Genomic DNA, 12547 nt, shown 5'->3' on the forward strand with positions numbered 1-12547 from the left:
GCGGCCGGTATCGACGCGCTTGCCGGCGCGGCCCATGGGCACGGGCTGGGCCTGAACAGGGTGGTCGCCCTGGGACATTCCGCCGGCGGGCAGCTGGCAGTCTGGGCAGCCGGCCGCGGGCTGCTGCCGTCCGGGACTCCCGGGGCGGATCCGGTTGTGCCGCTGGCCGCGGTGCTGAGCCAGGCCGGCGTGCTGGACCTGCGGCGGGCCTGGGAACTGGGGCTGAGCAGCCAGGCGGTGGAGAACTTCCTGGGCTGCGGGCCGGACGACGACCCGGAGCGCTACCGGCTGGCCGACCCGATGCAGCGGCTTCCGCTGGCGGTACCGGTCTGGGCCTTCCACAGCCGGCAGGATGCGGCCGTGCCCTTCGAACTTTCCGAGCGCTACGTCACCGCCGCCCGGGCGGCTGGCGGGGAAGCGGAACTGCTGGCGGTGCCCGGCGGCCACATGGACGTGGTCGACCCGGCCAGCCCGGCCTTCGCCCGCATCCTCACCGTGCTGGACCGCCTGGATCCGGACCCGGACGAGGCCTGCCGCTGATCGTGCGGCTCTGCTACGTTGACACTGTGCTGACAGTTATCGGGGAAGCCCTGGTCGACGTGTTCTCCAGCCCGGGGGGAGGCTCGCAGGTGCACGTGGGCGGCAGTCCGCTGAATGTCGCCGTCGGCCTCGCCCGCCTGGGACAGCCGGTGCAGTTCGTCGGGCGCTACGGGCGCGATGAGTACGGCGCGCAGATCCTGCACCAGCTGCGGCGGAACTCCGTGCTGGCGCCGCTGGAAGCGGACGGCAACCCGACCAGCGTGGCCCGCGCCCGGCTGGACAAAGCCGGAGCGGCGCACTACAGCTTCGACCTGCTGTGGGAACTTCCCGCCCTGGAGCAGGCAGTGCCGCGGCTGTTTGCCGACACGCAGTGGCTGCACACCGGCTCGATCGCTGCGATGCTCGAACCCGGGGCACATACGGTGCTTGCCGCCGTCGAACGCGCCCACCCGCGCGCGCTGGTCAGCTATGACCCGAACTGCCGGCCCACCATCGTCACCGACCGGGATTTCGCCCGCCGGCAGGTGGAGAAGTTCGTCGCGCTCAGCGACCTGGTGAAGGCCTCCGACGAGGACCTGCAGTGGCTGTATCCGGACCGGCATCCCGAAGACACGGCGCATGCCTGGCTGGAACGCGGCCCGGCGATGGTGGTGGTGACGCGGGGAGCCCGGGGACCGTGGGGCGTGGTCCGCGACGGCGCCGCCGAAGTGCCGGCTCCGCCGGTGCAGGTGGCTGATACCGTCGGCGCGGGCGATTCCTTCACCGCGGCACTGCTGGCCACGCTGATGGAGCGCGGTTTCGGCGGTTCCGGACGCCGGGACGCCCTGCAGGCGCTCAGCGGGGACCAGCTGGAAGAGATGCTCTCCTTCGCCACCCGGGCCGCAGCGATCACCGTTTCCCGCCCGGGCGCCAACCCGCCGGACCGGCAGGAACTCGGCTTGTAGCCACCGCTTCTAAGCCGGCGGGCCCGGCTTAGACTGGGCAGTATGCGTTTGATAGCCAGTGACCTGGACGGGACCATCATTGGCCGGGACGGGAAGATCAGCGACCGCACCGTCCGCGCGTTCAAGGATGCCGCCTCCGCGGGCGTCGAAATCGTCTTCGTCACCGGCCGCCCGCCGCGCTGGCTGGACCCGCTGCGCAGCCGGCTCGGCCACGAGGGCAAGGTCATCTGCTCCAACGGCGCCGTGATCTACGACCTGGCTACCAGCGAGGTCCTCACCGCCCGGGCCCTGCCGCACCGCAACATCTTCGCCGCGCGGGAAGCCATCCTGCACCTGCATCCGACGACGACGTTCGCCGCCGAAACCACCACGGGGTTCCTGCTGGAGCCCGGGTTCGTGGATTCCGGGTCAGTGGAACTGCTCGACGGGATCACGCCGCGGCCCCTGGCGGAGTCGCTCACCGAAGCCGACGCGGTGGTGAAGTTCCTGGCCCGCGGCAAGGACCAGGACCCGGATGCCTTCCTGGCCGATGTCCAGCCCGCCGTCAACCAGCTGGTGTCCGTCACCCGCTCCTCCCCGACCGTCGCCCTGCTGGAAATGGCGCAGCCCGGCATCAATAAGGCCGTCACCCTGGCCGAGTATGCGCAGTCGCTGCGGATCGACCCGCAGGACGTGGTGGCGTTCGGCGACATGCCCAACGACATCGAGATGCTGGAGTGGGCCGGCCATGGCTACGCGATGGGTTCCGGCCATCCGGAAGCCATCGGCGCGGCCCGCTACCGGGCGCCGGACTTTGCCGACGACGGCGTGGCCCAGGTCATCGAGGCCCGTCTGGCGGAACTGGACGGGCTGTGACCGGCAGCTTTCCGTACCTGGACAACTCCTTCGGCGCGCCCGCCGGTTCCGAGTCCTGGCCGCTGGCCTTCGCCCACCGCGGGTTCTCGCCGGAAGGGTACGAAAACTCCCTGGCCGCGTTCCGCGCCGCCGTCGAACTTGGCTACGGCTACGTGGAAACCGATGTGCGCACTACGGCCGACGACGAGCTCATGGTCTTCCACGACGAAACCCTGGACCGCGTCACCGACGGCGTGGGCCGGCTGGCCGACTACACCGCGGAACAGCTGAAGCAGGTGCGCATCGGCGGCGTCGAACCCATCCCGCGGCTGGAGGAAGTGCTGGCCGAGTGGCCGGACCTGAAACTCAACGTGGACGTGAAGGACCGGCCCGGTGGACGGCTGCTGGCGCGGCTGATCGAGCAGTACAAGGCGCACGACCGCGTCCTGGTCACATCGTTCTCGGACCGCCGGCGCCGCGCGGCCTTCCGCGGACTGACCCTGCCCGCCGCGAGCTCCGGCGGGATCCTGTCCCTGGCCGCGCTGACCGGACTCGGGCGTGTGGGGCTGGCCCGGGCTGTGGGACGGGCGGCCCGGATGCACGCGGTCCAGGTGCCGGTGCAGTACGGGCGCTACCGCGTGGTGACGCCGGCCTTCGTGCGGCGCTGCCACGCGGCCGGGCTGAAGGTGCATGTCTGGACGATCAACGAGCGCGCCGAGATGGAGCGGCTGCTGGACATGGGGGTGGACGGCATCATGTCCGACCGGGCCGACGTGCTGGCACAGGTGATGGACGAACGCGGTTTCTGGCCGCAGAGGGGGAAGGCATGAAGGTCCTGGTCGCACCGGACAAGTTCAAGGGCACGCTGTCCGGGGCCGAGGCAGCCGCGGCGATGGCCGAGGGCGTGCTGCGCGTCTACCCGGATGCCGAAGTGCGGACCATTCCCGTGGCCGACGGCGGGGAGGAACCCTGGAAGCAGCGCTCGCCGCCGGCGCCGAGGAGCGCACCGCCCGGGTCCGCGGGCCGCTGGAGAAGGAAGTCACGGCGTCCTGGGCGATGCTCGAACGCGGCGGTGCCAGGACGGCCGTGATCGAGACGGCGCGGGCCTCGGGACTGCTGCTCGCCGAGCCTTCGGTCCAGACGGCGCTCGCGGCCCACTCCTACGGCAGCGGCCAGCTCATTGCCGCCGCGCTGGACGCCGGCGCCACGGAAATCGTGCTGGGCCTGGGCGGGTCAGCCATGACCGACGGCGGTGCGGGCGCCTTGCGCGCGCTGGGCCTGGAAATCTACGACCGCCTCGGGAACCCCATTCCGCTCGGGGGAGCCGAACTCGTGCTGGCCCGAAAGCTGGATGCCTCCGGGCTGGATCCGCGGCTGCAGGCGGTCGAACTGCGGATCGCGGCGGACGTGCAGAACCCGCTGCACGGGCCGGAAGGCGCCGCCCGGATCTTCGGGGCGCAGAAGGGCGCCGACCTGGCCGCGCTGGACCTGCTCGACGACGGGCTGCGGCGCTGGGCCGGGCTGATCGAGGCGGCCACCGGCAAGGACGTGAACGTTCCGGGCGCCGGGGCCGCCGGCGGCTTCCCGTCCGGCTTCCTTGGCTTCACCGGCGCGCGGCTCGAGAGCGGCTTCTCGCTGGTAGCGGAGCTGACCGGCCTCGACGCTGAGCTGGACCAGGCGGACCTGGTCATCACGGGCGAGGGAGCAATGGACGCCCAATCCGAATACGGCAAAGCACCGCTGGCCGTGGCGGACCGCGCGCACGCAAGGGGACTTCCCGTCGTCGTTATTGCCGGGAAAATCACCCTCGGCCCGCAGCAGTTGGCCGCGCACGGTGTGGAGGCCGCGGTGAGCCTGCTGGACCTGGCGGGCAGCCCGGAGGAGGCGTTCGCCCAGGCCGCGAAGTACGTCGCATGGGCCACGCAGCAGGCACTCGAAGGGGCCTAACCCGGCTGCCTGCGCCGGGGCAGGCCGACACTAGTCGCGGGGAGCGGGTTCGGGCGGGAGGAAGCCGTCCTGGCCAGGATCGTCCTCGTGCTCCGGGTCGGCTGAGGCCTTGTATTCGCCCGCGGGGCTGAGCCCGGGGACGCGCTGTCCGGTGTTGGTCAGGCCGGAGGTGAAGGTGTCGTCGTCGAACTCCGCCGCCGACTCCGGCTCTGCGGTGGGCGCTCCGATGTCCTCGCGCAGATGCTCGTCCTGGGGCAGGTCTTCGTTGGGTTGCTGGCTCATGCTCCCAGCCAATCATCGCCCGGGTCGGCGGACAACAGGTTGGCCGTAGGAAGCGGCGCGGAATTTTGGCAGACTTTAAGCATGTCCGCACAGACAACCGTGCTCTCCGGCGGGCCGGACCTGGCCGCCGACCTCCACATTCCGGCCGGTGCCCGCGGCCTGGTGGTCTTTGCCCACGGCAGCGGCAGCAGCCGGCGGAGCCCGCGCAACATCGAGGTGGCCCGGACCCTGCACTATGCCGGACTGGGCACGCTGCTGTTCGACCTGCTGACTGCGGCGGAGGAACGCCGGGACTCGGTGGACGCCTCCCTGCGCTTCGACATCCCGTTCCTCACCGAACGGCTGACGGCAGTGGTCGACGAGGTCCGGTCGCGGAAGGACACTGCTGCGCTTCCGGTGGGGCTCTTCGGCGCCAGCACCGGCGCGGCCGCCGCGCTGGGAGCGGCGGCGGCCAGGCCGGAAAGCGTGTCCTCGGTAGTCTCGCGCGGCGGCAGGCCGGACCTCGCCCCGGATCTGGAAGGCGTCAGGGCGCCGACGCTGATGCTGGTGGGTTCCCGGGATCCGCAGGTGATCGACCTCAACCAGCAGGCCGCTGCCCGGCTGAGCGCCGAACATGAGCTGTACATCGTGGAGGGCGCCACCCACCTGTTCGAGGAACCGGGCACCCTGGATATCGTGGCGGAACGGGCGGCCGCGTGGTTCATCCGGACCATGCCGGCCCGGGCGCACTGACCGCCCGGGCCAACTGCTCCGGGCGGTTACGAGCTTTCGTGCCGGAAGCCGAGCTTGATGGTCACCTGCCAGTCTGCGACGGCGCCCTCATTGAGGTGGCCGCGGACTTCGGTGACTTCGAACCAGTCAAGGTTGCGCAGTGTCTTGGACGCCTCGGCGATTGCGTTGGAAACGGCGGCGTCGATCCCGTCGGGGGACGAGCCGACGATCTCGGTGACGTTGTACACGTGGTTGGCCATGCTTCCTCCTTGCGTGCTGGCCCTCGGGACCGGACCCCGAGGGCGCGATGCCTGCCACGCTAGTAGCAATGCCGGTGCCGGTCCAGAGCCCGGCCGGGAATGCTCAGCCGAGCTTGGACGGCTGCGCTCCGGTGTCCTCGGCGGCATCCAGCGGCTCGGTGCCGCGCCAGCGGGCGATCAGGCCCATGCCGTGGAAGATGAGCAGCGCGGCCGCCGTGCCCAGGGCGATGCCCTCGAACGTCAGCTCGCCCACGGTCCACGTGAAGTTCGCGATGCCGACCACGAGCGAGACGCCGGCCACCGACAGGTTGATCGGATTGGCGAAGTTCACGCGGTTCTGCACCCAGATCCGCACGCCGAGGATGCCGATCATGCCGTAGAGCACCACGCCGGCGCCGCCGAGCACTCCGGGCGGCACGGTGGCAATGAGCGCCCCGAACTTCGGGAACAGGCTCAGCAGGACCGCGATGATGCCGGCCACCCAGTACGCCGCCGTCGAGTACACCTTGGACGCGGCCATCACGCCGATGTTCTCCGCGTACGTGGTGGTGCCGGAGCCGCCGCCGGTACCGGCGATGATGGTGGCCACGCCGTCGGCCATCAGCGCCCGGCCGGTATAGGGGTCGAGGTCCTGGCCGGTCATCGCCGCCACCGACTTTACGTGGCCGATGTTCTCGGCGACCAGCACCAGCACCACCGGCACGAACAGCCCGATCACCGAGACATGGAACTCGGGCGTATGGAACTCCGGCAGGCCGATCCACGCCGCCTCGTTGATGGCGGAGAAGTCCACCTCGCCGCGGAGCACGGCAACCAGATAGCCGGTGAGCACGCCGACCAGGATGGACAGGCGGCCCAGCAGCCCGCGGAAAAGCACCGCGGCCAGCAGGATCGCCGCCACCGTGACCAGGCCGGTGACCGCGCCCTGCTCGAAGTTGGTCTTCGCCGTCGGCGCCAGGTTCAACCCGATCAGGGCGACAATCGACCCGGTCACCACCGGCGGCATGACCGTCTGGATCCAGTGCGAGCCGGCGATATGGACCACCAGGCCGATCACCGCAAGGACCGCACCGGCCATGACCAGCCCGCCCAGGGCGCCGCCCATCCCGTGCTGGTTCATGGCGGCGCCGATCGGCGCGATGAACGCAAAGCTGGAACCCAGGTAGCTGGGCACCCGGCCGGCCGTGATGATCAGGAACAGGATGGTGCCGATCCCGGAGAACAGCAGCGTGGTGGACGGCGGGAAACCGGTCAGCAGCGGCACCAGGAAGGTCGCGCCGAACATCGCCACCACGTGCTGGGCGCCGATCCCGATGGTCCGTCCCCAGCTCAGCCGTTCCTGCGGGGAGACCACCGTGCCGGGCGAAATGCTTTTGCCGTCGCCGTGGACGCTCCAGCGGAACGGGGACGACTTCACGGGCGTGCTCATGGAGGGCCTCTCGGGGACGGGGACGATTCAGTCTTGGAAAATCCTACTGCCGCCGGCCCCGTGCCACGGCCCCGCCCGCCACCAGCCGTGCCGGGTCAGCCGATCACACCGTCCACCAGGGCCTTCGCCTCGGCCTGCACCTGCTTCAGGTGTTCGTCGCCCTTGAACGACTCGGCGTAGATCTTGTAGACGTCCTCCGTGCCCGACGGCCGCGCGGCGAACCAGGCGTTTTCGGTGGTGACCTTCAGTCCGCCGATTGCCGCCCCGTTGCCCGGCGCTTCGGTGAGCTTGGCGGTGATCGGTTCGCCAGCCAGTTCGCTCGCCGCAACGTCCGTGGCGGAGAGCTTGCCCAGGGCCGCCTTCTGCTCGCGGGTGGCGGCGGCGTCAATGCGGGCGTACGACGGCGAGCCGAACTTCGCGGTCAGCTCACCATAGAGTTCGGACGGGGATTTGCCCGTCACCGCCTTGATCTCGGCGGCCAGCAGGGCCAGCAGAATGCCGTCCTTGTCCGTGGACCAGGGCTTGCCATCGAACCGGACGAAGGAGGCGCCGGCGGATTCCTCGCCGCCGAAGACGCCTTCGCCGGAGAGCAGCCCGGGCACGAACCACTTGAAGCCCACCGGCACCTCGATGAGCTTGCGGCCCAGGTCTGCCGCCACCCGGTCGATCATCGAGGAGGACACCAGGGTCTTGCCCACCGAGGCCTCCGCCGGCCACTGCGGCCGGTGCGTGTACAGGTACTGGATCGCCACCGCGAGGTAGTGGTTAGGATTCATCAGCCCCGCATCCGGGGTGACAATCCCGTGGCGGTCCGCGTCGGCGTCGTTCCCGGTAGCCACCTCGAACTCGGCGGAACGGCCGATCAGCGAGGCCATGGCGTAGGGGGAGGAGCAGTCCATCCGGATCTTCTCATCCCAGTCCAGTGTCATGAACGCCCACTGCGGATCCACGGTCGAGTTCACGACCGTCAGGTCCAGCTTGTGCCGCTCGGCGATCGCGCTCCAGTAATCCACCGAAGCACCGCCCATGGGGTCCGCACCGATGCGCACCCGGGCGTTGCGGATGGCCTCCAGGTCCAGCACCTGCGGCAGGTCGTCCACATAGTTGCCAAGGAAGTCATAGGTCCCGACGGCGCCGGAGAACTGGGCCTGGCCCAGCGGCATCCGCTGCACGCCGCGCAGCCCGTTCTCCAGCAGCTCGTTGGCGCGGTTGGCGATCCAGCCGGTGGCGTCCGAATCCGCCGGTCCGCCGTGCGGCGGGTTGTACTTGAAGCCGCCGTCCCCGGGCGGGTTGTGGGAGGGCGTGATGACGATGCCGTCGCCCTGGGCGTCCGGATGCGTGGCGTTGTGCGTGAGGATCGCATGGCTCACCGCCGGCGTCGGGGTCCAGCCGGTCCGCGAGTCCACCCATACCGTGACGCCGTTGCCCGCCAGCACCTCCAGTGCGGTGTCCTGCGCCGGGTCCGAGAGGGCGTGCGTGTCCTTGCCCATGAACAGCGGGCCGGAGATGCCCTGGCCCGCGCGGTATTCCACGATCGCCTGGGTGATGGCGGCGATGTGGTCCTCGTTGAACGAGCCCTTGAGGCTGCTGCCCCGGTGGCCGGACGTACCGAACGCCACCCGCTGGGCGGGATCCTTAGGGTCCGGCTTCACATCGACATATGCGTCGAGCAGCGCGGTCAGGTCAACAAGGTCGCTGGGTTGGGCCACGGTGCCCGCACGGTTTGCCATGCCACCAGCATGCCAAACATCACTGACAGCCAACCGGATCGGTTACCAGAAGTTCACTACGTTACGACGGCGGAGGCTTGACCGGGTGCCGGAGATATTGTTAAGTGCTTAACAATATGGAGATCACCGACTACGCATCATTCAAACTGCACCAGGCCACGGCACTGCTGGATCGGGTCGTCGACAACTATCTGCGGACCCACTACGGGATCAGGTACGCGCCGTTCCTGCTGCTGCTGATTTCCAAGGTCATCGGGCCGGCCACCCAGCAGCGGCTTGCCACCGCCCTCGATGTCAGCCGGGCCTCGGTAACCCAGCGGATCGGCGCGCTGAAGGAGCAGGGGCTGCTCTCGGTCGTGCCGGACCCAGCCGACTCACGGGCCCATCTGGTGGCCCTGACCGAGGCCGGAGAACGCCTGGTCGACTCGGCCTGGGCCGGGCTCGACCGGGACCTGGCGGCGGTCGAGGAAGGTGTCGACGAGCGGCTGCTGGCGGCGCAGCTGGACCGGCTGATCGGCAACCTTTTGAACGTTCTGGAAGCCCAGGGCGGAACACAGCCGGTCAAGGCCCGGAGGAAAGGATCCGGCGATGGCACAGCGTGACCTGGCCTGCCAGGAACTCAACCGGTCCGGTGCGGAGACTGTCCTGTTCCTGCACGGGGGCAATGTCGCCGGCTGGATGTGGGAGCCGCAGCACGATGCGGTGCGCCACTTCCACTGCTTGATCCCGGACCTGCCGGGCTACGGCGGCAGCAGCGGCGTGGCGTGGGAGAGCATGGGAGCTACCGCCGACCTGCTGGCGGACTTCATCCGGACCAACGCCCGCGGCGGCCGCGCGCACATTGTTGGCCTTTCCCTCGGCGCCGTGGTGGGCCTGCACCTCGCGGGCCGGCACCCTTCGCTCGTCACTTCCGGTTTCCTCACCGGCGCCCCGCTGACAACCCCCGGCCCGGCCACCGCGCTCCTCAGCTGGTTCCAAATGCGCGCCTGGGACCAGCCATGGTTCTGGAAAACGGCCGGCCGCGGCTACGGCCTGTCCGGACCGGATCTCGACGTCTTCGTGCAAACCGCGCTGGGCATCTCCAAGGAGAACCGGGAGCGGATCTTCGGCGAGGTCTACGGAACGTTCCCGGTCGAGGTGCTGCGTCGTGTCTCCTCCCCGGTGCTCTATGTCACCGGCAGCAAGGACATGAAGCTCGTCAAGGACTCGGCCGGTATCGCCGCCCGCGAAGTCCCGGACATTCGCACGGCCACGGCACCGGGCATGCACCACCAGTGGAACATCGAGGACATCGGCCTCTTCAACCGCGCCCTCGAGGCCTGGCTCACCGGCAGAACGGTACACCCCGACCTGGCTCCCGGCGTCGTAAGTTCCCCGGACTGCCGCTGACCTGGACCCTTCGTTGCCTTCCATGACGGCGCCCCGGTGCTTCATGACGAAACAATCCGCACCCGAAGGCAACAGTTCGACGCACCGCGTGCAGGTCTTGCGGCCACTAGGCCTGCCCTCCTTAGAGTGGACGCATTAGCCATCCAGAGCGGCCGAGAGATCTGGCTCGTCGACGCCGCAGCAACCATCCACTGGCTCCCTTCAGGGAGACGGAACGGAACGGTGCTAATGCCAGAACCGATGGAGACGCGCCAGCGAAACCACCCGGGCGTGCCCCTGTGCTCCCCGAATGGGATCTGAGCTGGTCCATGCTGCAGCTGACTGGTGCACTCCCTCGGACCGATCCGAGGAGCGTACATGACACGGACAGCAGAAACGGCGGTTCCGCCGTCGTTGTCTTATGAGTTGTATCCGCCCGCAAAACCCAGCGCAGAGGACGCGCTGCTGCGGGCGATTGATGAGCTGGGCGCAACGCAGCCGGACTACGTTTCCGTTACGTACAGCGGCACGCCATCGCGGCGCCGGGCCTCCATTGAGCTGATCGAGCACCTCGTGGGGGCCACGAGGTTGCGGCCGCTGGCGCACCTGACCTGCGTCGGCGAGACCCGGGCGAGCCTGCGCCAGCTGGTCCGCCAGTTCGTCGGGCTGGGAGTCCGCGGCGTGCTGGCGATGCGGGGGGACCTGCCCGCCGGCCCGGAGGTGTCCAGGGGCGAGCTGCCGTTTGCGCGGTACCTGGTGGAACTGATCCGCGAGGTGGAGGAAAGCCATTCCGCCACGCTCGCCGGCGGCCGCATCGCCGTCGGCGTGGCGGCGTACCCGAACCCGCATCCCGAATCCCCGTCCTTCCAGCACGATGTCGAAGTGCTGGTGTCGAAGGAGCGCTCCGGTGCCGACTTCGCGATCAGCCAGGTCTACTTCGACCCGGCCGACTACGTACGGCTGGTGACGGCGGCCCGCGGGGCGGGAGTGACCATTCCGATCATCCCCGGGGTGATCCCGATGTCCAGCGTCCGGCGGCTGGAGCGGCTCGCGGTGATGACCGGAGTGCGCCCGGATGCGCGGTTGCTGCACCGGCTGGAGACCGCATCCTCCGATGCCGAACGCCGCCGGATCGGAGTCGCCGCGGCAGCCGACCTCGCCCGCGCCGCCTTCGACGCCGGAGCGCCGGGACTGCACCTGTACACCTTCAACGATGCGCCCGCCTCGGTGGAAGTCGTCGAGGCGCTCGACCTTCCCGCCATCCGCACCCTGTCCACAGCAGTATCCGCCTGACCAAAGGAGAACATCATGACCAGCAAGAACGCCTTTCCGGCCGCCACCATCCTCGGCTACCCGCGCATCGGCCCCAACCGGGAACTGAAGAAGGCCCTCGAAGCGCACTGGAAGGGCCAGCTCGACGAAGAAGGACTGGCCCTTGCCGCGCGGAAGGTCCAGGACCGGACCGTGCGCCGGCTGGTGCAGCTGGGCCTGGGCCAGGACGACTCCTCCATTCCGGCCGACTTCGCGCTGTACGACCAGGTGCTCGACACCACCGCGGCCCTTGGCGCCTTGCCGTCCCGGTTTGCGGACCTGGCCGGCGGCGACGGCGCCGTCAGCACGGCCGCCTCCTTCATCCTGGCCCGCGGCGATGGGGAACGCGCACCGCTGGAACTGACCAAGTGGTTCGACACGAACTACCACTACCTGGTTCCGGAAATCGGTCCGGAGACCCGCTTCGCCGCCGTCGCCCACGAGCTGGCCGGCATCATCCGGCGGCAGAAGGACCGCGGCGCCGTGCTGCGGCCGGTCCTCGTCGGCCCGGTGACCTACCTGCTGCTCGCCAAGCCGGAGGACGGTGCGCCGGAGGGCTTCGACCCGCTGACGCGGATCGACGACGCCGTGGCGGCCTACGTGGGGATCCTCGCGCAGCTGGCCGAGGCCGGCGCGGAATGGGTGCAGCTTGACGAGCCGGCCCTGTCCACGGACAACGGCGGCGCGCTCGCCGGCCCCGGCGGTCTGGTGGAGCAGGTGTACCGGAAACTGGCCGAGGCTCCCGTCGCTGCGACCGCCGGACGGCATGCCAACGGGCGTCCTGCCTTGCTGGTCACTACCGGCTACGGCACGGCTGGGCACCCGTCCCGCCCCGGCGAGACCCTCGCCGTGCTGGCTGCCGCGGGTGTCGAGGCCGTCCATGCCGACCTCGTCCGCGGCGCGCTGCCCTCCGCCGAGTCGCTGCGGGCCTTCGGCGGCACGCGTTTCGTCGCCGGTATCGTCGACGGCCGCAACGTGTGGCGGAACAACCTGCTCGCCTCTCTGGGCGTCCTGGAGGACCTGCAGGCGCAGTCCGGCGCTGCCGTCTCGGTCGGGACTTCGACGTCGCTGCTGCATGTGCCGCACGACGTCGCCGCGGAATCCGCGCTGCCGGCGCACCTGCCGGCCTGGCTCGCCTTCGCTGACCAGAAGGTGCGCGAGGCCGTGGACCTGGCCCGCGGCCTGGCCGAA

Annotated in this window: 12 protein-coding genes, 2 pseudogenes and 1 riboswitch; of the genes and pseudogenes, 10 read left to right on the forward strand and 4 right to left on the reverse strand. The window is 69.8% G+C overall.

Features of this window, described 5'->3' with window-relative positions; all coding sequences use genetic code 11:
- The 5 genes and pseudogenes from D477_RS19690 to D477_RS19710 form a co-directional block, all read left to right on the forward strand.
- The coding region (locus tag D477_RS19690; protein ID WP_005274417.1) for an alpha/beta hydrolase family protein at positions 1-540 on the forward strand (540 nt) is incomplete at its 5' end.
- Between the two features lie 26 nt (positions 541-566).
- Positions 567-1484 (forward strand): carbohydrate kinase family protein, encoded by a 918-nt coding sequence (locus D477_RS19695; protein ID WP_043847768.1) that lies wholly within the window; start codon positions 567-569, stop codon positions 1482-1484.
- A gap of 42 nt (positions 1485-1526) precedes the next feature.
- A complete protein-coding gene (locus tag D477_RS19700; protein ID WP_043847766.1) occupies positions 1527-2339 on the forward strand; it encodes a Cof-type HAD-IIB family hydrolase in 813 nt (270 codons plus the stop codon).
- Positions 2336-3148, forward strand: a complete 813-nt coding sequence (locus D477_RS19705) for a glycerophosphodiester phosphodiesterase (RefSeq protein WP_005274425.1) — start codon at positions 2336-2338, stop codon at positions 3146-3148. Before D477_RS19700 ends, D477_RS19705 begins: the two co-directional genes overlap by 4 nt.
- 62 nt (positions 3149-3210) lie before the next feature.
- Positions 3211-4265 (forward strand): annotated as a pseudogene (locus D477_RS19710) (glycerate kinase).
- 30 nt (positions 4266-4295) lie between these two features.
- Here the strand turns inward: D477_RS19710 and D477_RS19715 are convergent.
- Positions 4296-4547: a hypothetical protein gene (locus tag D477_RS19715; protein WP_005274433.1), complete on the reverse strand. Its 252-nt coding sequence runs from the start codon at positions 4545-4547 to the stop codon at positions 4296-4298.
- 81 nt (positions 4548-4628) lie between these two features.
- Between D477_RS19715 and D477_RS19720 the strand changes: the two genes are divergently transcribed.
- A complete protein-coding gene (locus D477_RS19720) occupies positions 4629-5279 on the forward strand; it encodes a dienelactone hydrolase family protein (RefSeq protein WP_005274436.1) in 651 nt (216 codons plus the stop codon).
- A gap of 26 nt (positions 5280-5305) precedes the next feature.
- Here D477_RS19720 and D477_RS19725 read toward each other — a convergent pair whose 3' ends face one another.
- The 3 genes from D477_RS19725 to pgm form a co-directional block, all read right to left on the reverse strand.
- Positions 5306-5518: a dodecin gene (locus D477_RS19725; RefSeq protein ID WP_005274440.1), complete on the reverse strand. Its 213-nt coding sequence runs from the start codon at positions 5516-5518 to the stop codon at positions 5306-5308.
- Between the two features lie 103 nt (positions 5519-5621).
- The gene (locus D477_RS19730) at positions 5622-6947 is read right to left on the reverse strand and encodes a uracil-xanthine permease family protein (RefSeq protein WP_043847767.1); all 1326 of its coding nucleotides are present in this window, start codon (positions 6945-6947) and stop codon (positions 5622-5624) included.
- Positions 6948-7042: 95 nt separating this feature from the next.
- Complete coding sequence (gene pgm, locus D477_RS19735; protein ID WP_005274446.1) at positions 7043-8677, reverse strand: phosphoglucomutase (alpha-D-glucose-1,6-bisphosphate-dependent); 1635 nt, start codon at positions 8675-8677, stop codon at positions 7043-7045.
- Between the two features lie 104 nt (positions 8678-8781).
- Between pgm and D477_RS21465 the strand changes: the two genes are divergently transcribed.
- From D477_RS21465 to D477_RS19755, 4 genes and pseudogenes are all read left to right on the forward strand, one after another.
- Positions 8782-9279 carry a MarR family winged helix-turn-helix transcriptional regulator gene (locus D477_RS21465; protein ID WP_237740844.1) on the forward strand — a complete coding sequence of 166 codons (498 nt, stop codon included), beginning with the start codon at positions 8782-8784 and terminating at the stop codon, positions 9277-9279.
- Positions 9266-10066: an alpha/beta fold hydrolase gene (locus D477_RS19745; protein WP_005274453.1), complete on the forward strand. Its 801-nt coding sequence runs from the start codon at positions 9266-9268 to the stop codon at positions 10064-10066. Before D477_RS21465 ends, D477_RS19745 begins: the two co-directional genes overlap by 14 nt.
- Positions 10067-10202: 136 nt before the next feature.
- A riboswitch (SAM riboswitch) is annotated at positions 10203-10313 on the forward strand.
- A 110-nt stretch (positions 10314-10423) separates the two neighbouring features.
- Positions 10424-11338, forward strand: a complete 915-nt coding sequence (locus tag D477_RS19750; protein ID WP_005274456.1) for a methylenetetrahydrofolate reductase — start codon at positions 10424-10426, stop codon at positions 11336-11338.
- A 15-nt stretch (positions 11339-11353) separates the two neighbouring features.
- A pseudogene (locus tag D477_RS19755) lies at positions 11354-12547 on the forward strand (5-methyltetrahydropteroyltriglutamate--homocysteine S-methyltransferase); the annotation flags it as partial.

It is taken from the genome of Arthrobacter crystallopoietes BAB-32, from assembly GCF_000328305.2.
Taxonomy (GTDB): domain Bacteria; phylum Actinomycetota; class Actinomycetes; order Actinomycetales; family Micrococcaceae; genus Crystallibacter; species Crystallibacter crystallopoietes_A.